The following is a 20,229-nucleotide window of genomic DNA, read 5'->3' as shown; positions in this document are numbered from 1 at the left end:
ATTGTATTTTTGAGACGGGAAAAATCACATTGATGAGTTAAGTTATCAATTTGCTGCGGTTTATCGTTTTCAATCTGTGAAATCAAACCAATCAGTTAAATCATAAAAAAACTAATCAGTGAAATCATAAAAAGATGAAAAAACTATTTCTATTGGATGGAATGGCCCTCATTTACCGGGCGCATTTTGCTTTAAGTAAAACACCCCGCTTTACATCAAACGGGTTAAACACCTCGGCAATGATGGGTTTTACCAATACACTGCTGGATGTGTTGAAAAAAGAAGCCCCCACCCACATGGCGGTAGTTTTTGATACCGAAGCCCCAACCGAACGCCATACCGATTTTGAAGGCTATAAGGCCCACCGCGAAGCCATGCCCGAAGATCTGGCCAAGGCCTTGCCTTATGTTATCAAGATCATATTAGGTTTCAATATCCCGGTTATCACTTCGGATGGTTACGAGGCTGATGATATTATTGGTACCCTTGCCAAAAAAGCCGAGCAAAAGGGCTATACCGTTTTCTGTATGACGCCTGATAAAGATTTTGCCCAGCTGGTATCTGATAATATTTTCATTTACAAACCGGCCCGAATGGGTAACGAGATGGAAATATTAGGCGTTAAGGAAGTGCTTGCCAAATGGGAAATTGAGCATGTTCACCAGGTAATTGATATTTTAGGATTATGGGGTGATGCAGTTGATAACATCCCTGGCATACCAGGCATCGGCGAAAAAACGGCTAAAGCGCTCATTAAACAGTATGGCTCGATGGAAAACATTATAGCCAACAGTCACGAGTTAAAAGGCAAGCAGCGCGAAAACGTAGAGCAATTTGCAGAGCAGGGTTTGCTATCAAAAAAACTGGCCACTATATTGCTGGATGTGCCGGTTGAGCTTGACGAAGAAGGCCTGGAAGTATGCGCGCCAAGCAAGGAGCTGTTGGAACCGCTTTTTGCCGAGCTGGAATTCCGCACTTTGGGCCGTCGTGTGTTTGGCGATGATTTCAGCATTACCGAGTTAAAACCCGCCGGCACCCAGATCGATCTTTTTGGTAACCCAACGGCAACCGGTCGCGCTACTTTAGCTGTTGATGTGGAAGATATCCGCGAAGACATTACCATCGCTGCCAAAAACATCAATAACACCCCGCACCAATATCACCTGGCCGATACGGTTGAAAGCCGTGCAGCGCTTATCAAAGTATTATCAGCGCAGCAAACTTTCTGCTTTGATACAGAAACTACCGGTACCGATCCTAACTATTGCGAACTGGTAGGCCTGTCGTTTTCAGTTAAACCCGGCGAGGGCTGGTATGTACCTGTTCCGGCAGATCAAACCGAGGCGCTAAGCATTGTTACCGAATTTAAGGCGGTGCTTGAAAACGAAAGCATCGGCAAAATAGGGCAAAACATTAAGTTTGATGTGCTGATGCTGAAATGGTATAATATTGAAGTTAAAGGCACCCTGTTTGATACCATGCTGGCTCATTATATCCTCGATCCGGATACGCGCCATAATATGGATATCCTGTCGGAAAATTACCTGGGCTACAAACCTGTTTCCATTACCGAACTCATAGGCCCTAAAGGCAAAAACCAGGGTACCATGCGCGATGTGGAAATTGAAAAGATCAAAGAGTACGCTGCCGAAGACGCCGATATCACCCTGCAACTTAAAACCATTTTTGAGCCCAAACTGAAGGAAGTTGAAGGCGAAAAACTGGTAAATGAAATAGAGCACCCGCTTATTTATGTACTGGCCGATATGGAGTACGAGGGGGTAAAAATAGATCATGATACCCTGCGCGATTTCAGCAAACAACTGGAAACCGACATAGCGCAGTACGAAAAAACGGTTTATGAAAAAGCCGGCGTAAAATTCAACATCGCATCACCAAAACAACTGGGCGAAGTGCTGTTTGAAAAACTGATGCTCGACCCCAAAGCCAAAAAAACCAAAACCGGCCAGTATCAAACCGGCGAGGATGTACTGCTTTCATTGGCTGCCAAAAGTGATATTGTGCGCGATATTTTGGATTTCCGCCAGTTGCAAAAATTAAAATCAACCTATGTTGATGCGCTGCCGCAAATGGTGAACCCCAAAACCGGGAGGGTGCACACCTCATACAACCAGGCCGTGGCCGCTACCGGCAGGCTAAGCAGCGTTAACCCTAACCTGCAAAACATCCCTATCCGTACCGAGCGGGGCCGCGAGGTGCGTAAGGCATTTATCCCTCGGGATAAAGACCACACGATAGTATCTGCCGATTACTCGCAGATTGAACTGCGCATCATTGCCGAGATCAGTAAAGATCCGAACATGATGCAGGCATTTGTTGATAATCTGGATATTCACACCGCCACCGCAGCCAATGTTTACGGCGTGCCTCTTGACCAGGTAACCAGCGACCAACGCCGAAATGCCAAGGCTGTTAACTTCGGGATCATCTACGGTCAATCGGCTTTTGGTTTATCACAAAGCCTGGGCATTCCGCGTAAGGAGGCTGCCGATATTATCGAGCAGTACTTTGTGCAGTTTGCCGGTATTAAACAATACATGAGCGATACCATGAACTTCGCCCGCGAAAACGGTTATGTATGCACGCTGATGGGTCGCCGCCGTTACCTGCGCGATATCAATTCGGCCAATGCCACCGTTCGTGGTTTTGCCGAGCGAAATGCCATTAACGCGCCGATACAAGGCTCGGCAGCAGATATGATCAAGATAGCCATGATCAATATCCATAAAGAATTTAAAGCCCAAAACCTGGCATCCCGCATGACCATGCAGGTGCATGACGAGTTGGTGTTTGATGTACCCAACAACGAGGTTGAAATTGTTAAACCCATTATTATGCACAACATGAAAACAGCCATTAAAACCGAAGTGCCTATTTTGGTGGAGATTGGTACGGGTGTGAACTGGCTGGAGGCACATTAGCCCCCCGGCCCCCTGAAGGGGGAGGAATAGTTTTATAGAATCCTGCTCCCGTTTGCAAAACGCGAGCAGGATTAAAAATGATGTTAGTAAGGGTAACATTATTTAACCCGCCATGGAAAAACAAAACATCCCATACCGAAACCCCAACCAGTTTTTCAGGCAATTTCTGTCGGGCGAAGCGGTGCCGTTATTATCACAGGCAGCCCGCAGTGCGGATGGCCTTTACCCCGAGCATAATATCTTTGCCATTATGCGGATAGAGGATTTTGCGCGGCATATCAACTTCCCCATCAACCCGGCCCGGAGTACCGTATATGAGTTTTGCTGGCTGAAAAAAGGGCAGATGGTACGTACCGATGCTTTGCAGCGTTTTAAAATAACCGCAAATATGATCTGCTTTTATGCAGCAGGAAGTATCAAAGCAATTGAGGCCTGCAGCGAAGATGCCGAGGGATATTATTGCATTTTTGATAAAGATTTTATCCTGCAGTTTTTAAAAAATCAAAGCACGCTTGATGAACTTCCTTTTTTCCAGGCAGATGCTAACCCGCTCATTAGGCTATCAGCAGAGGAAAGCGGCGGGGTACAACAATTGCTTACACAAATTGAAGAGGAGCACCTGAACGATTTTGGCGATAAACAGCGGATGATAGGCGTTTTGTTGTGCCAGCTGCTCATTCAAATGAAAAGGCAGTATGTTTCAATGCCTCCGTCTAAATCATACTCAGCGCCCGAGCTTATTGCGGCGGGGTTTTTACAATGCGTAAAGCTAAATGCCCGGCAGCAAAAGTCGGCTGCTTTTTATGCCGGGCAGCTTAATATAACAGCCAATCACCTCAATAAATGCGTTAAGGAATGTACGGGCAAGCCGGTTACCGCGCACATTACCGATGTACTTATTTTAGAAGCCAAAGTACTGCTTAAACAAAGCGACCATAATATATCGGAAATTGCCGGGATCCTTGGCTTTGAAAATTCGGCCTATTTTGCACGGCTGTTTAAAAAGCATACCCAATTCACACCAAAAAGTTACCGCGAAAAATTTATACACCCTGTTATTGAATGATTTGTGCTAACAATTGCCTGATTGCTCCTGACTTACCAGCCAAACACCTCACTACTTTTGCCTCAAAATATTTCCTGTTTATATGGAGCAAATAAAACCAACATATCCTGCAAAAAACATCATGTATAAACCTCTGTCAATAATATCCAAAACAGCCTTCGCTTGTGTTTTTATCCTGCTGATGTGTTTATCAGCCAATGCACAAACCGCAAAAATTAAAGGTACCGTAACCAGTGGCTTGTCAAACACACCCATACCTGGCGTTACGGTTAAGGTAATCAACCAAACTATTGGCACCACTACCGATTCGCTGGGTAATTACGTTATCGAATTAAAGCCGGGCAATTTTGGGCTCCAGTTTTCAAAAATCGGCTTTAAAAGTAAAACCTCGCTGGATATCCAGGTGAACAACGTTAAGCCGGCAATTATTGATATAGCCCTTGATGAAGATGTAGCCAGCCTGAACGAGGTGAAAATTACAGCCAGCAGCCGGCTCAACAAAACATTGGAAAGCCCGGTATCCTTACGCAGCATTGGCGTGGCCGAAATAAAGCGTAACCCGGGCGGTAACCGCGATATCTCGAAAGTGATCCAGTCGTTACCGGGTGTTGCCGCGCCGGTAAGTTTCCGTAATGATATTATTATCCGTGGAGGAGCGCCTAACGAAAACAGGTTTTACCTGGATGGGGTCGAGATTCCCAACATCAACCACTTTGCCACACAAGGCTCATCCGGCGGCCCGGTTGGGTTAATTAATGTTGATTTTGTAAAGGAGGTTAATTTTTATTCGGGCGCGTTTCCCTCAAACCGGGGCAATGCCCTGAGCTCGGTATTTGAGTTTAACCAAAAAAATGGCCGCTCCGACCGCATGGGCGCTACGCTTACCGTTGGCTCAAGCGATTTTGGTGCTACCCTTGAAGGACCGCTGGGATCAAAAACTACCTACCTGGCATCGTACCGTTACTCATACCTCCAGGGCTTATTTAAATTACTGAAACTACCATTTCTGCCCTCTTACCAGGATTTTCAGTTTAAAATTAAAACCAAATTCGATAATAAAAACGAACTTACGCTGATAGGCCTGGGCGCCCTGGATAAGTTTAAACTAAACTTTAATACCGAAAAAACGGAAGAGAACGAGTACATTTTGGCTACCATCCCTACCAACGATCAAAAGAACTATTCGGTAGGTGCGGTTTACAAACATTTTGGGCAGCGCGGTTTTTCGCAGTTGGTGATCAGCCGGAGCTACCTGGATAACGGGGCGCTAAAGTTTAGGGATAACAACGAAAGTTTAGGCCAAACGCTCAACTACCGCTCAACCGAAGCGGAAAACAAATTCAGGTTTGAACATACCGAGCAGGCGGGCAACTATCGTATAAATTTCGGCACCGGCGAAGAAACGGCATCATACAGCACCAATACGTTTAACCTGTTGCCCTTTGGTAATCATATCTATCAATCAAAAATTAACTTTTTCAAGTATAATGTGTTTGCGCAAATCAGCAGGTCGTTTTTTAATAACAAGCTCTCGCTTTCGGCGGGCGCAAGGGCGGATGCCAACAATTACTCAAGCCGGATGAATAACCTGGCTAAAACATTGTCGCCGCGTTTTTCGGCATCTTATAATCTAAGCGATCAGTTCAGCATTAATTTTAACACCGGCATTTATTACCAGCTTCCGGCCTATACGGTTATGGGCTATCGCGATAGCACCAATCAACTGGTTAACCGTAACGTAAACTATATCGAAAACAAACAACTGGTGCTTGGTTTTGAGTACAATACCTTCAAAAACACCCGTTTTACTGTGGAAGGTTTTTATAAATACTACAAGCACTATCCCGTTATCAGCCAGTTGAATGATTCCATCCCCCTGGCTAACCTTGGTGCCGATTTTGGCGTTATAGGCAACAACCCTGTTGTGGGCGAGAGCAATGGCCGCAGCTATGGCGTGGAGTTTTTCGCGCAACAAAAGCTAAACAAAGGCTTCTACGGTATTTTTGCCCTTACCTTGTTTAAAAGCGAGTTCCAGAATAAAAACGGTAATTATATCCAATCATCATGGAACAGCCGCTACATCCTGAGCATGACGGCCGGTAAAATCCTTAAAAAGAACTGGGAGATAGGTGCAAAATTCAGGTTTACAGGCGGCAGCCCTTATACACCTTATGATCAGCAGCTTTCATCGCTCAAAGCAAATTACAGCACCTATCCGCAGGGAATATTTGATTATACACGGCTTAACAGCCAGGTTTTGGATCCCTTTTACCAGCTGGATGCAAGGGTTGATAAAAAATACTATTTTAAGCACTACTCCTTCAACTTTTACTTCGACATTCAGAATTTAACAGCGCATACCTATAAAGAACAGGCGGTGGTAGTACCGGTAAAAGACGCCGGCGGAAAACTGCAGGATCAGCCCGGCGATCCATCCCGCATCCAAACCAAACTGCTCAACCGCAATGGCGGCAATGTGCAGCCTACGCTTGGGGTTATTTTTGAGTTTTAACCTTACCGGCAATAACCTTGCATCTGTTTGCAAACCGATGCAAGGTTAAATGGCCATGCCTTAATGTATTAAGTTAAATTAGCATTTTACATCATTTTCCTAACGTTTGGCATCATCCCGTCTTTATAAAATTTTGTCATTTTAACTGCTAAAATCACAACTTTAACAGGCAATAGGTAGTAAAATTTCAGTAGTTTAAATCTAAATTTTTCAAAACTATATTAATTCTCGCAGGTTTCTCATTTGGTAATCTTTGCTTAAATTGAGCCAATAAAAGCCGGATGAAAATATACCATTTGAGTGCCGAATGTTATCCCGTTGCCAAAGTTGGCGGCCTGGGCGATGTTGTTGGCGCGTTGCCTAAGTACCAGAACCTTGCGGGTTTGCAGGCTGCTGTTGTACTGCCTTTTTACGACCGTAAGTTTACCCGGGAGAACGAATTTGAAACCGTATTTGCCGCGGCAACTTTGCTCGGCAACAAGCGTTACTTCTTCGAAATTCTGAAAGAAAAAACCAACAAGCTTGGTTTTGAACTTTACCTTGTGAAAATTCCGGGCCTGCTTGACAGGGAAAATATCTACAGCTACCCCGATGAGCGCGAACAGTTCATAGCCTACCAACTGGCATTTTTAGATTGGATCAGCTATTCGCAGCAAACACCCGATCTGATCCATTGTCATGATCATCACACCGGTTTAGTGCCTTTTCTGCTTTACCACTCAAAACTGTATACAAGGTTAGCTAATGTGCCAACCGTATTTACCATACATAACGGCCAGTACCACGGTGCTTTTGGCTGGGATAAGCTTTCACTACTGCCCGAGATCGACCTTACCAAAACCGGTTTGCTTGATTGGGCGGGGGGCATTAATCCATTAGCTGCCGCTGTAAAATGCAGCTGGCGCTATACCACAGTGTCGCCAAGTTATCTTGAAGAGCTTACCTACAACTCCAACGGGCTCGAATACCTCTTTTACACCGAGCGTGGTAAAGGCACAGGCATCATGAACGGAATTGATACCGACGTTTGGAATCCGCAAACCGATGCCATGATAGCCGCAAAGTATACCGCACGCACATTGGCCAAAGGTAAAAGGGCTAATAAGGAAACGCTTTGCCAACGTTTTGAACTCGACCCTGAAAAACCGCTGTTTACTTTCATCGGCCGGTTGGTGGTTGAAAAAGGTGCTGATTTGCTGGCCAAAGCCATTGAGCGCAGCCTGCTTGAAAATGAGGGCGAGATAAACTTTTTAATTTTAGGTACCGGCGATAAGGAAACAGAACTTGAGCTGCTTAAACTGAAAAATAAATATGCCGAACATTGCGCCGTATTTATTGGCTACGACGAATCACTGGCCCACCAGATTTATGCCGGGGCCGATTTCCTGCTGATGCCATCGCGTGTTGAGCCTTGCGGCCTTAACCAGTTATACGCCCTGCGTTACGGTACTTTACCTATTGTACGCGCAACCGGCGGATTAAAAGATTCGGTGATTGATTTTGGCGATGCGGGCGGTTATGGAATCCGTTTTGTTCAGGATAATGTTCAGGACATCTGCCACTCTGTTTTCAGGGCCAAACAACTTTATCACGATGGCAATAAACTACAACAATTACGCAAACAAATGATGGCGCTCGATTATTCGTGGACGCGTTCAACCCAGCAATATACTGATCTGTACAAAAGCTTAAAACCAATTATATGACATCTAAAGTAATTTCCATTGTGCTTGGTGGCGGCCAGGGCAGCCGCTTATCACCGCTTACCGCTACGCGGTCGAAACCGGCAGTACCAATAGGGGGCAAATACCGTTTGGTGGATATTCCTATTTCAAACTGCCTGCACTCGGGTATTACTCGTATTTATGTGCTTACGCAGTTTAACTCGGCATCGCTAAACAAACACATCAAAAACACCTATCACTTCAGCAGCTTTAGCGATGCTTTTGTTGATATCCTTGCCGCCGAGCAAACACCGTCAAATGTAACCTGGTTTCAGGGAACGGCCGATGCCGTTAGGCAAAGCTTGCATCACCTGGCCGTGCACGAGTTTGAGTATGTGCTCATCCTCTCGGGCGACCAGCTGTACCAGATGGATTTTGAAGATATGATTAACCATCATATTGAAACCAATGCCGAAATTTCGATAGCTACCATTCCGGTTGATGCCGCCGACGTTCCGGGCTTCGGGATCCTGAAAACCGACGAAAACAAGATGATCACCGCCTTTATCGAAAAGCCGAAAAGCAACTTTGAAAGCTGGGCATCAGAGGTTAGCCCCGAGATGGAAGCCGAAGGTCGTGTTTACCTGGCATCGATGGGTATTTACATCTTTAACCGTAAGTTGCTTTACGAATTGCTTGAAGGCAATGAACGTACCGATTTTGGTAAAGAGATAATCCCGCAATCCATCGAAGGCCATCGTGTAGCCAGCTATCAATATGAAGGTTACTGGACAGATATCGGTACCATCCCGTCATTTTTTGAGGCCAACCTTGGCTTAACCGACGATATCCCGAAATTTAACCTGTTTGATAAAAACCCGATCTATACGCGTGCACGCATGCTGCCGCCGTCTAAAATCTCGGGTACAACTCTTAAAAGCTCTATCGTTGCGGATGGTTGTATCATAAGTGCGAAAGAAATTACGCATTCTATCATTGGCGTTCGTACACGCATAGGCGTGGGTACCATTATCGAAAACTGTTATGTGATGGGTAGCGACAATTACCAGACCCTCGAGCAAATTGCCGAGCTGAAGGAAAGCGCTTCGCCAATTATGGGTATCGGTAATAATTGCCATATCAAAAACGCCATTATCGATAAAAATACATATATAGGCGATAATGTAATTATTAACTGCGGCGAAAAACTGGAAGATGGTGACTATGGAACGCACACCGTACAGGATGGTATTGTGGTGGTTAAAAAGCGCGCTATAATACCAAGCGGCACGGTTATTTAAGCAACTTTACAGCATTAAGCTTGAACTGTTTTAGGTGCTCAAAATACAAGAATATACCACAATAAAGACGAGGATGTGAGTTCTGAGTTTGAAATTTAGATTCAGGTGGTACCAAATAACAAAGGCCCGATATTTCGGGCCTTTGTTATTTGTAAAGCATTCCTCTTATAGTCGTCATTGCGAGGTACGAAGCAATCGCGAACTGTACAAGGCGGATGTGCACGGCCGCTCGGCATCCGTGCGATTGCTTCGTGCCTCGCAATAACGTATTGGGTTATACTATGAGTTTACAACTCAATAGTCTCACCAATTGCAGGCAACTTCAAATTCAGCCCTGCTTTAACAAATTTCGCTGCAACCTCATCTTTATTAATTTCAATTACCGGGAACGAATCGTAATGTACGCCGATAATGTTTTTACAGTTGATAAAGGCCGCGGCTTTGATAGCGTCATCAGCGCCCATAGTGTAATTATCGCCGATAGGAAGGAAAGCCCAATCCAGGTTATCATCTGCCAATAATTTCATATCGTAAGTAAGCGCGGTATCACCTGCAAAATAAACAACCTTGCCTTCGGCAAAAATCAGGAAACCTGCAGGGTTACCACCTGGCGAGCCATCAGGCAAAGTGCTTGAATGTACGGCGTTAACCATTTTAACCCTGCCAAAATCAAAGTTAAAACCGCCGCCAATATTCATACCGTGTACATTTTCAATCCCTTTGCTGCCCAACCATCCGGCAATTTCGGCGATGCAAATTACCTTGGCACCGCTGCTTTGGGCAATCGCTAACAAATCGGCAACGTGATCGCCGTGGCCATGCGATACCAGGATATAATCAGGCTTCAGGCTGTGGATATCGATATCTTTAGCTAATGGATTTGGAGATATAAAAGGATCAAAAAGCAGTTTTTTTCCGCTTGCTTCAATCATCAGGGCCGATTGGCCGTAATACGTAGTTTTCATCAGTAAGTGGTTTTTATGTAAGCTTATCAAAGTTAAACACTAATAGTAAACATTTAGTTCAAAGGTATAAATGTTACAAATTGGTGTTTAAACAGCAGATAGATTTCATTGATAAGGGGGGAATTTGACTCAAAATGCCATTGCGAGGTATGAAGCAATCGCGAACTATACAGGGGGCGGGCCTGCTCATGCGCAATGGCTTCCTACCTACCCATTATACGTTTAAAAACATGTTGTCATGCTGAGGAACGAAGCATCTTCTACAACTTGCATAGCCGCTATACAGGGCAAAGAAGATCCTTCGTTTCTCAGGATGACAAAATGGTAATGTCATATTTTTTCAGAGGCCTTGGCTCCGATTCACATGCAATGAAGTCTTTTACAGCCTTCCGTCGGGCTTACTTACCAAACAAATTACCCAAACCACCCATGCCGCCAAACATACTTTGCGTCATGGCAGCCATTTCGCTTTGGCTCACATTTTCGGCCTGTTCCATCGCTTTGTTAATGGCAACCACCAAAAGCTCTTCCAGTTCTTCCTTATCGGCATCGGCCAAAAAATCCGGATCGATCTGCACCGATTGCACAACCTTATTGGCGTTGGCATTAACCACAATTTTGCCGCCCTCGGCACTGCCAGATACGCTGATGGCATCCAGGCGTTTTTTCATTTCGCCAGCCTTTTGCTGGGCTTCCATTAATTTATCAAACATGTCTTTTTTATTTAATATGCAGATGTGAAGATTTCAAATGTGCAGATGATTTTAAATTGTCATTCTCATCAAAATCAATTTTCATTTCATCTTATCAATCTACAAATTTAAATCTGCACATCCGCACATCTGAAATCTGCACATCAAAACACTAATCATCACTGGTATCACCATTACCGTTATACGCACTTTTACGCACAACAGGCATGCCAGCTGTCTTAAACAGGTCATCAAGTTTCAGCAGACTGCCGTTGGCCAGGTTTGTTAACAACACAACCACTACATCTTCCTTCATATCGCGCAGGTAAATGTGCCTGAAACCGTGCCACCAGCCGGTATGGTAAATCACTTCCTGGCCGGGTGCGGTAAAGGTGCGCCAGCCGTAGCCATAGCTAAAATGGCCGTGCACCATGGGGTTGCGGGGAACATAAGCCGAATCGAGCGTTGCTTTTTTTAGCAGCAGGCCGGCACGCAGGGCGCGATCGTATAAAAACAAGTCGCCTACGGTGCTGTAAACGCCTTTATCGCCTACGGGGCCATCCAAAAAGTTTTGCACTACCGAGTAGCGCCACTGGCCCCTGTCGTGCCCCACAACATCAACCGGAATTTTATCATAAACCGCTTTGGAGTATACGTGGGTATGGTTCATGCTGGCCGGCTTAAATACGTTTTGCTGCATGTATTGCGCATAGCTCATGCCGCTGGCTTTCTCTACAATCGCCCCCAACACCATAAAGTTTGAGTTATTGTAATGAAATTTCTTATCAGGCGCAATATAGCGGGCCGGTTTACGCTCGGCTATAATTTTCATGGCATCAGCATTGGTGAGGCCTTTGCGCTGGTCAAGGTGTTCTTTACGGTAGATATCATCAATAAAGTAAACATAGTTCATCAGGCCCGAGCGGTGGGTAAGCAACAGGCGGATGGTGATGCCCTCGTAAGGAAAATCGGGGAAAAACTTTTTTACGTTATCATCTAAGGTGAGTTTACCGCGTTCCATCAGCTGCAAAATGGCGGTGGAGGTCATGGTTTTGGTAACCGAAGCCAGTTCAAACTGGCTGCCTATTTTCAGGCTGTCGCGGTGCAGGTAATCGGCCCAGCCAATGGCGTTTTCGTAAACTATTTTGCCGTTTTTGGCTACCAGCACATTGCCGTTAAAGCCGCGGGTGCGGTGCAGCTCCTGCATTACAGCATCAATTTTTTTATCGGCCTTTTGTGGGTTATAAGCCAAAAGTGCAGTGGTATCAAGCGGCTTGGGTGGCAGGGCGGCAGCTGCTTTATTTTTATCTTTATTGTTGGATGAACAGGTTAACAGTAACAGGGGGGCAGTAAAAACTACAAGGCTTTTGTACACTAATCTCATAAAATCAATATCTCACGCTAAAACGAATGCGAAAATTAGAAATTATACAGCAGGTAACGATTAAAGTTTTAAATTTTTGTGTTAGTTAGCATTAATAAGCTTTATTATATGAATTTGTTTAAAAAACTTGTGCTCACTGTTGCAGCCATCGCGCTTTCGGTAAGTCTTTATGCCCAGGCTGCAGATGTTGCCGGCCTGGTAAAAGAAGGCATTGCGCTTAATGCTCAAAAGGATTATAGCGGCGCCATCGAAAAATATAAACAGGCCCTCGCCGCCGAACCGGAAAACCCCCAGGCCAATTACCAGATGGCCTACAGCCTCAACGCTTCCGGAAAAGGGAATGATGGAGTGCCGTATCTGAACAAAGTAATCAAAACTAATGGTACCTTAACGGGCCCCGCCTACGAACTTTTAGGCAGTATTTACGATGCCGCCCATCAGCCGCAGCAAGCTATTGATGCCTATAAAGAGGGTATTAAACTTAAACCCGATTATCAACCCTTATATTTTAATTTAGGCATTGCTTATTTCCGCGCACAAAAATATGCCGATGCCGAATTTGCCGCTATCGAAGCCATTAAACTCGACCCAAAGCATGCCAACAGCCAGCGCCTATATGGCCTGGTAACCTTCCATCAAAACAAAAGGGTACCTGCGCTGATGGGGCTATGCAGCTTTTTATTGCTCGATCCGGAAGGCGCAAGGGCAGATGAAGCTTATACCAACCTGCAAAGTTTGCTTAAGGGCGGCGATTTGAAAGCCGGTAAAGCCGATGCCGAAACTTTATTGCTAAATAAAACCCTCAGTGCTTCTGTAACTGCGGTCGGAGGCAATTTGGAAGCCCAGTTAAAAAACATTTTTATAAATGTTGGCAAGCTGGGCGAAAAGCCAAGGCATGGAGGCTTTTTCTGGAATTATTATGTGGCTTTTTTTTACAAATTGGCACAAACCGAACATTTTGCGACAGCAGTCAAGCTCATCAGTTTAAGTGCCGATAAAACAGCTTCGGCACAATGGCTACATGATAATGCCGATAAGCGCAAACAACTGGAAGATTGGATTGCGGCCCAGGGCAATAGATTTTAAGATAATAACAAATTGAAAAAACGAAACGGGGTATGCTCAATCCCAATAAAACCTCACTTAACTCTTTGGTAACATTGAAATTATGTTATTATAATATTGTATGGGTAAATTTGTGTTCATTTAAACAAACTGCGCAAAGCACTCATTATAAGTTCAAATGCATTTAAAATACACCCGGCATAAATCATTGATATTTTTAGTATCGCTGGTGTATCTTGTTTTTTCGTGTTGCTATGTAACCAAATGCCCCAAATTTGGAACTTTATCTGCACCTGCATTTAAAGTCCATTCAACCATACAAAAGGCGCCAACACAGGCCCAGAAAAAAACTAAACATCCGGCAGGTACTTTTATGTCGAGGCCGCGTGTAATTTCGCACGATATTAAAATACCGGGTACCTTTTGTGCTATTATAATTTTAAGCTGCCTGTTTATTGGTGTTTATAATAAAAGAGATTATTATTATCCTTTTATTGTCCATTTTAAACAACTGTATTGCCCTGATCTTGTAATCTCGCTCGGCAATTTAAAAATCTGATCCATTTATTTTTAAGCCTCAACGTTAAGCCTTTGCTGCCGCGGATATTTTGCGGCACACCTATGCGCTAACGTTCGCCTTTGCATCCCTATGCTATAGGTTTTGCAAGGTCATCCATTTAATATCCGGTAGATCTTTTTATACAAATGCTCCCCTTTGCCGGTGGGCATTGTCACTAATATAAACGGCATTTTATCCTGCATTAATGAAAACCTTTAAATACAGTATCAACGAGAACGATGTGAAACTGGCAGATTTTGCCCGTGCTTTAGCTTTACCTATCAGGGTGCAGATTATCAGGCATATTATTGAAAACGGTTTCAGCATAGGTAAAGACGACCTTTACTTTGCCGATACCAACCGCGAAACTTTAATCAAACACATTAGCGAGCTGCGCAGCCTTGGCCTTATCCGCATGGAAGGGAAACGCGGCAACATCACCTATCATATCGATCAAAAATGGTTTACACAAATGATGATTGATTTTTCGGCTGTTTTTGGCGCAAATTTACCTGGCATACCAACATCATATGTTAACATGCCTCCTTCTCAAAAAAACAGTAGTACGCCGGATGATTTGCCGGAAGTTTATCCGCACTTTGGAGCGTTCATTAAAAAACACCGTGAAGAGCTTAACATCAGCCAGGAAAATTTTTCGCAAAAAATAACTATCAATCGTAGCCAGCTAAGCCGGATTGAATGTGGCAAAGCAGCCATTAATCCGGATAAATTAAAAATGCTGGCCAAAGCGTTGTACATTAGTTATCCGGTTATTAAAAAGGAATACTACAGTTACCAGCTTGCCGAAATGATTGACGAAAACGGGTATGATGAAAGCATGCTGGCCAGTGCCCGGGAAAAGTTAACTTACGCGTCAAGACGCAAACAATAAATAATATAAACTGTAATTGAACAGCATTTCTTTTTTGCCCACAAGGGTTTGTTGTATCTACATTAACAATGCTTGTGAAACTTAATAGGTTTTAAATGCTTTGTTGCCCGCTTTTAAAAATCCCGGAAATTTTAACATAGTCGATCTAAATTTATTGGCCATATCAAACAGCCTCTACTTCACCGTAAAATATTGATTGATTTTCAGCGTATCTATCCGTTTTAGCGATGGAGTACCCAATAATACTACTGCTTTTACCAGCCATTTCCCATCGCTTACGCGGGTACCCTTTATTTCGCCGCCAACAAGCTCCTGGCTAATATAATCGCAGCAGGCACAGGTAAAATTGTATAACACATGGCCCGATGTGATCTGGCTACCTGTAATGTTAAAATCAGCATTGCTTAACCCTGTTTTAAAATAAAGCGTTGACGTGGCACTGCATAACCGGGTGTTTACACCGCTGTAAGAAAATACGCGGCTATCGCCCGTCACAATTTTGGCAGGCTTATCAAAATCGGCATGGTCTGTAAAACTGTAGCTGCAAGTGGTGTTCAGGGGGCAACCGGTAAGACGCTCGGCTTGGTCTGTTCTTTTGCTTTTTCCACACGCTGCTACAGCGACCGAAAACAAATTGATAATTAATAACTTACAGGAGGTTTTCATTAGTTTAAGGTTTAAATAAATTACGTGTACAAAGCCTGATCCGCTACATAAAAGCACAAAAAAACCTGGTTTTACAACCAGGCTTTTGTTATTAACACAATTGAAAAGTAGTATTATTTTCCGTAAACAACCCATGAAGCTTTTGTCCAGTCGGTACCGGCAGGATCAATTGCACCTACGTAGGTAGTTTTGGTAAAGAAAGCATCAGCTAAAGCGGTTGCGGTAAATGCCGCAGTTGCAGTAGCGGCGGCCGAGCCTGCCTTAGGAGCAAGGTTAGGCGATGCATTGTTAAATGGATCAGTTAAACCGATATCGGCTGCTGCTGCATAGGTTTTGCTGGCATCGCGGCCTTCAACCAATGTTTTTAAACCTGCAGCGGTTAACACTGTAGCTACGTTTAGCTTATCTACCTTATAGTTATCGCCGTATGATTGTAACAAGCTGTTTTTAAACCCGCTCATGCCATCAACATAGTACTGGGCAGTTAAATCATTATCAATATCCATACCTGCTTTTTGGCCTCCCATTACAATAGAGTTAGCCAGGGTGAATTTTGAACCCCTTCTCCAACGCATACCGTAACCGTAATCGGCAGATACGCCTGAAGCATTGTTAGGACCGATAGCGGTAAAGTTTGATAATGTTGGGTTAGTGATAGGAGTTAATAAATAACCTTTAGCATCGGTAGTGTTATCAACCTCAAAGTTGTTCGAGATATCGCCGGTAGTTCCTTTGTTATCGGTAAAGGCCGGGTCTTTGATTGAAACAGCGAACTGAATTTTACCGTGGTATCCATCGTCCATATCGTAGTCATCGTCGGCGCAGTTGTAAGCAATTAAGTATTTAGCGTTGAAAGCACCGCCAAAAAATTCGAAGGCATCATCAAGGCCGCGTACAACCTGTACGTGGTCAACAGTAGTACCGCTGCCAACAGCGTACATACTTAAACCGTTAATCTCATCGCCAGGGTTAACCGCTTTACCACCGTACTCAATACGTACATATTGTAAAACACCAGAGTTATCGGCATCGTTGGTACCGCCAAAGTTTTGGTGAGCAACGTCAACACCGCCTTCTAATACAGCGTGGTTGCCATTACCTGTAGCGTTACCAACCAATACTACACCACCCAGGTCGCCTGGTTTTGGTGAAGCTTCGGCCGATGTGAAAACAATAGGTTTATCGGCAGTACCGGCAGCGTTAATTTTAGCGCCTTTGTAGATAACCAATACGCCAGCCGAATCCTTGTTACTTACAATTTTTGTACCCGGATCAATAGTTAATGTAGCGTTGTTGTCAACGTAAACATAACCGCGAATACGGTAGGTGATACCGGCGGTCCAATGGGTATCTTTTGTAATGGTGCCACGCACGTCAAGATTGGTTGTTGGCGGGGTAATGGGCGGGTTAGTTCCCGGATCATCTTTCTTTGAGCAAGATGCAAAAGCCATAACGGCTAATGATCCCAATAAATAAATTGTTTTTTTCATAATAATGTAACTAATCTGTATTTCTAATCTGTCTTGTGTGCTGCTTTTAGTTTTTGAAATCGAAGTTGTACTTGAATGAAAGGTTGATGCCAAAGCCCGAGTAGCGGCTTTGAATAACCCTGTCTTCGCCGGCCTTGAACGCGGTGCTACCTGCCGATCCGTAGTTGTTATAGTAAACAAAGGGCTGCGCCAGTAAATCGGCTACGGTAAGCTTTATTTCGGCACGTTTCTTTAAAATGGCTTTACTTGCCTGGAAATCGATCACATCGCGGGCCTTTTCATAAATATCGGCTGCTCCGGTAACCGCGCGGAATTTTAAACGCTCGCCAATACGGTTGTAAAGGATGTTGAATGAAAAATCGCCTTTTTCGGGGGTATAATACAAGCCCGAGTTAATAAGGTAAGGCGACTGGCCCTGCAAGGGAGTTGATACCGCCCTGCCATCGGCCAGTTTAACCTTGGCGTTGATGTACGAGGCGTTTACATAAAAGGTAACGTTTCGTAAAAAGCTGCCCTCGGCTATAAAATTTAACTTTTTGCGTAACTCGGCCTCAAAACCAAAATCTTTGGCGTTTATAGCGTTTTGATAGGTAAGGATGTCATTACCCTGATTAATTTGCTCAATAGGGTTTTTGAATTTTTTATAGAAGGCCGATACCGAAATGATCTCGCCGCCTGATGGGTAATATTCATACCTGATATCGGCATTATCAACAATACTGCGTTCCAGATCGGGGTTACCGGCTATAATAAAGTTGGTTTGGTAATCAAAATACCTGAAACCTGCCAGCTCCCTAAACTCGGGCCTGTTTACCGAACGGAAGTACGACGCCCTCAGGTTTGATTTTTCGCTTAGGCTGTAGGTTAGGTTTCCAGATGGCAGCAGGTCGGTGTTATTGTATTTCTGTGTGGCTTTACCGGCTGCGGTAAGTTGCTGATCATAACGTTCAACACGCGCACCCCAAACCAAACGCAACTTATTGCTAAACTTATTGTCGAGCATGGCGTAACCGGCGCTTTGATCGGCCTTGGCTTTATAATCTGTCGAACTCAGGTCCAGCCTTGATAAATCGATACGGTTTTGCCCTACGCTCTGGGCACTGAAAATATTGAATATGGTGTAGCCGTTTGTAAGGGCTATAGGCTGGTTACCAAAAGCATCGGCACTGGTATAACCAAGGGCGTCGATACTGAAATCGCGGTCGCGGTGCGATACCAGGCCACCAAATTTCAGCTTCTGTGGTTGTTCCATCCATTTAAACGGCACCGACAGGTTAGCTTTACCACCATAAATATTTTCATGAAGTTTGGAGTATACGCGGCCCAGATCATTAGGTTTAGGGCTGTTCTCACTCGATAATGAAATATATTCAGTAGCGTTATCAGGGGTATAAATAGTTACTATACGCTGATCGGGCTGATTGCGGTACGATAAGCCGTACGACGCGTTCCAGTCAAAAACAATGTTACGCTGACCAAAGGTGTGCTGACCTTCCAAAACAGATGAATAAATGCCGTTTTGTGTGGTTTCGACAGAATAACCTTTGTATTTAAGCGGGTTTTGCTGATCGGCCTCGAAGTTTTTGGCATTATTGGTTTGTTCAAAATCAACCGAGAAATCGTTGTTGTATAAATTTCTGAACGCGATTTTGTTTTTACCAAAGGTGTAGGCAAAGTTCAGCAAACCACCAAGGCTTTTGTAGTTAGTAAATACATTTCTGTCAAAGCTGTACAGGGGCAACTGGTTAGCGGCGTCGTTAAAGCCGGTATAGCCAATCCTGTCGCCAAACGAAGTACGGTGGCCGTTACTGTAGTTAAGGCTGAAGTTATAGCCGAAACGGTTGTTGTTTTTTGAAATATGTGAGTTACCCGTTGATAACTGGAAACCAACATTAGGCAGGCTGCCCTGGCCTTCCTGGTAATAAAATGTATTGGGGAACCGCTGCGCTATAGCTATTTTCTGATCGCTGGTAGTACCCGAAGTATAGTTATTTTTGATGTTTGAATAGGCAGAAGGTAATTTTCTCGAGCCATCGTCATAGCCCAGGAAATCGTATTTGCCGTTTGGCCTCGCATCAATAAAATTGTTTTTGAAGGTTGTTTTTGAATTGTAACCTACGCTTAACGAAACTTCTAAAAACTGCTTATCGGCAATATCTTTGGTAATGGTATTAATGGTACCGCCCGAAAAATCGCCCGGAAGATCGGGAGTGGCGGTTTTATAAATCACAATGTTATCAACCATGCTCGATGGGATAATATCAAAAGCGAAGGCTTTTTTATCCGGCTCCGAACTTGGCAGCAAGGTGTTGTTAAGCATATTGTTGTTATAGCGCTCGGCCAAACCGCGCACTACCACAAACTTGCCATCCTGTACCGAGGTACCGCTCACACGCTTTAAAACATCACCGGTATTCCTGTCGGGCGATTTACGGATCACGTCCGCCGAGATCCCATCGGTAACCTGCACGCTCGATTTTTGCCTTGCATACAATGCGTTAACCGATTCCTGGCGATAGGTGGCTTTAATAACCACTTCTTTAAGGGCTTGTGTATTGGCCTCATCAAGCACAGCATCTAATTGCACAACGGCGCCACCTTTTACCTCAACATCTGATACCGATTTGGTTTGATAGCCAATATAGCTGATAGTGATGGTATACCTGCCGGGTGCGATGCCGCTAAGTATAAAACGGCCATCAACGTTGGTTGATACGCCTTTGCCCGTACCTGTTATACCAACGCTTGCACCAATAAGGGCTTCGCCTGTTTTTTTATCGGTGATTTTACCGGCTACCTTTCCTGTAGATTGTGAAAACACCTTGGATGCCGACAGGATTAGCAGTATGGAAATTATTGAAAAATAGCTTTTTAACAGACGCATAACACTTTAATGATGCGGCAAAACTACCCCAATCGCGTTAAATCTATATTAAGATAGTATTATCATATCGAATATCTTAGATATTAGATTTAACAAAAATCAATCACTCATCTTTTCTTCATAAAGCATTTATTTATTTGCTGCCGG

General features: G+C 44.2%; 13 protein-coding genes. 7 read left to right on the top strand and 6 right to left on the bottom strand.

All coding sequences use genetic code 11. The features are described 5' to 3' along the window. Positions 1–134: 134 nt before the first annotated feature. The 5 genes from polA (at position 135) to HYN43_RS24800 (ending at position 9,485) form a co-directional block, all read left to right on the top strand. The gene (polA, locus tag HYN43_RS24820; protein ID WP_119406588.1) at positions 135–2,942 is read left to right on the top strand and encodes a DNA polymerase I; all 2,808 of its coding nucleotides are present in this window, start codon (positions 135–137) and stop codon (positions 2,940–2,942) included. Between the two features lie 112 nt (positions 2,943–3,054). Continuing rightward, positions 3,055–4,008 (top strand): AraC family transcriptional regulator, encoded by a 954-nt coding sequence (locus tag HYN43_RS24815; protein WP_119406587.1) that lies wholly within the window; start codon positions 3,055–3,057, stop codon positions 4,006–4,008. A 121-nt stretch (positions 4,009–4,129) separates the two neighbouring features. Then, positions 4,130–6,520, top strand: coding sequence for a TonB-dependent receptor (locus HYN43_RS24810; protein WP_119409113.1), 2,391 nt, complete (start codon positions 4,130–4,132; stop codon positions 6,518–6,520). Positions 6,521–6,801: 281 nt separating this feature from the next. Next, a complete protein-coding gene (locus tag HYN43_RS24805; protein WP_119406586.1) occupies positions 6,802–8,226 on the top strand; it encodes a glycogen synthase in 1,425 nt (474 codons plus the stop codon). Further along, positions 8,223–9,485 (top strand): glucose-1-phosphate adenylyltransferase, encoded by a 1,263-nt coding sequence (locus HYN43_RS24800; protein ID WP_119406585.1) that lies wholly within the window; start codon positions 8,223–8,225, stop codon positions 9,483–9,485. Before HYN43_RS24805 ends, HYN43_RS24800 begins: the two co-directional genes overlap by 4 nt. 287 nt (positions 9,486–9,772) lie before the next feature. Here the strand turns inward: HYN43_RS24800 and HYN43_RS24795 are convergent, their stop codons facing one another. The 3 genes from HYN43_RS24795 to HYN43_RS24785 form a co-directional block, all read right to left on the bottom strand. Next, on the bottom strand, positions 9,773–10,450 hold the full coding sequence (locus HYN43_RS24795) for a metal-dependent hydrolase (protein WP_119406584.1): 678 nt from the start codon (positions 10,448–10,450) through the stop codon (positions 9,773–9,775). Between the two features lie 398 nt (positions 10,451–10,848). Then, positions 10,849–11,163: a YbaB/EbfC family nucleoid-associated protein gene (locus tag HYN43_RS24790; RefSeq protein WP_109609127.1), complete on the bottom strand. Its 315-nt coding sequence runs from the start codon at positions 11,161–11,163 to the stop codon at positions 10,849–10,851. Between the two features lie 151 nt (positions 11,164–11,314). Beyond that, positions 11,315–12,526 carry a serine hydrolase domain-containing protein gene (locus HYN43_RS24785; protein ID WP_119406583.1) on the bottom strand — a complete coding sequence of 404 codons (1,212 nt, stop codon included), beginning with the start codon at positions 12,524–12,526 and terminating at the stop codon, positions 11,315–11,317. A gap of 108 nt (positions 12,527–12,634) precedes the next feature. On the opposite strand from HYN43_RS24785, the gene HYN43_RS24780 reads away from it, so the two are divergent. Next, the gene (locus tag HYN43_RS24780) at positions 12,635–13,612 is read left to right on the top strand and encodes a tetratricopeptide repeat protein (protein ID WP_119406582.1); all 978 of its coding nucleotides are present in this window, start codon (positions 12,635–12,637) and stop codon (positions 13,610–13,612) included. Between the two features lie 743 nt (positions 13,613–14,355). Then, positions 14,356–15,042, top strand: a complete 687-nt coding sequence (locus HYN43_RS24770; protein ID WP_119406580.1) for a helix-turn-helix domain-containing protein — start codon at positions 14,356–14,358, stop codon at positions 15,040–15,042. A gap of 174 nt (positions 15,043–15,216) precedes the next feature. On the opposite strand, the gene HYN43_RS24765 is transcribed toward HYN43_RS24770, so the two are convergent. The 3 genes from HYN43_RS24765 to HYN43_RS24755 form a co-directional block, all read right to left on the bottom strand. After that, positions 15,217–15,708, bottom strand: a complete 492-nt coding sequence (locus HYN43_RS24765) for a hypothetical protein (protein WP_162996621.1) — start codon at positions 15,706–15,708, stop codon at positions 15,217–15,219. Between the two features lie 113 nt (positions 15,709–15,821). Next, entirely contained in the window at positions 15,822–17,198 is a 1,377-nt protein-coding gene (locus HYN43_RS24760; protein ID WP_119406578.1) for a hypothetical protein, read from the bottom strand. A gap of 46 nt (positions 17,199–17,244) precedes the next feature. Further along, complete coding sequence (locus tag HYN43_RS24755) at positions 17,245–20,082, bottom strand: TonB-dependent receptor (RefSeq protein WP_119406577.1); 2,838 nt, start codon at positions 20,080–20,082, stop codon at positions 17,245–17,247. Positions 20,083–20,229 lie beyond the last annotated feature (147 nt).

Source organism: Mucilaginibacter celer, from assembly GCF_003576455.2.
In the GTDB taxonomy this organism is placed as follows: Bacteria; Bacteroidota; Bacteroidia; order Sphingobacteriales; family Sphingobacteriaceae; genus Mucilaginibacter; species Mucilaginibacter celer.
This window is presented reverse-complemented; position numbering and strand designations above follow the sequence as displayed.

Bases quoted from the DNA above. Each gene is read 5' to 3' on its own strand.
- polA (WP_119406588.1), top strand. From the start codon at position 135: ATGAAAAAACTATTTCTATTGGATGGAATGGCCCTCATTTACCGGGCG.
- HYN43_RS24815 (WP_119406587.1), top strand. From the start codon at position 3,055: ATGGAAAAACAAAACATCCCATACCGAAACCCCAACCAGTTTTTCAGG.
- HYN43_RS24810 (WP_119409113.1), top strand. From the start codon at position 4,130: ATGTATAAACCTCTGTCAATAATATCCAAAACAGCCTTCGCTTGTGTT.
- HYN43_RS24805 (WP_119406586.1), top strand. From the start codon at position 6,802: ATGAAAATATACCATTTGAGTGCCGAATGTTATCCCGTTGCCAAAGTT.
- HYN43_RS24800 (WP_119406585.1), top strand. From the start codon at position 8,223: ATGACATCTAAAGTAATTTCCATTGTGCTTGGTGGCGGCCAGGGCAGC.
- HYN43_RS24795 (WP_119406584.1), bottom strand. From the start codon at position 10,450: ATGAAAACTACGTATTACGGCCAATCGGCCCTGATGATTGAAGCAAGC.
- HYN43_RS24790 (WP_109609127.1), bottom strand. From the start codon at position 11,163: ATGTTTGATAAATTAATGGAAGCCCAGCAAAAGGCTGGCGAAATGAAA.
- HYN43_RS24785 (WP_119406583.1), bottom strand. From the start codon at position 12,526: ATGAGATTAGTGTACAAAAGCCTTGTAGTTTTTACTGCCCCCCTGTTA.
- HYN43_RS24780 (WP_119406582.1), top strand. From the start codon at position 12,635: ATGAATTTGTTTAAAAAACTTGTGCTCACTGTTGCAGCCATCGCGCTT.
- HYN43_RS24770 (WP_119406580.1), top strand. From the start codon at position 14,356: ATGAAAACCTTTAAATACAGTATCAACGAGAACGATGTGAAACTGGCA.
- HYN43_RS24765 (WP_162996621.1), bottom strand. From the start codon at position 15,708: ATGAAAACCTCCTGTAAGTTATTAATTATCAATTTGTTTTCGGTCGCT.
- HYN43_RS24760 (WP_119406578.1), bottom strand. From the start codon at position 17,198: ATGAAAAAAACAATTTATTTATTGGGATCATTAGCCGTTATGGCTTTT.
- HYN43_RS24755 (WP_119406577.1), bottom strand. From the start codon at position 20,082: ATGCGTCTGTTAAAAAGCTATTTTTCAATAATTTCCATACTGCTAATC.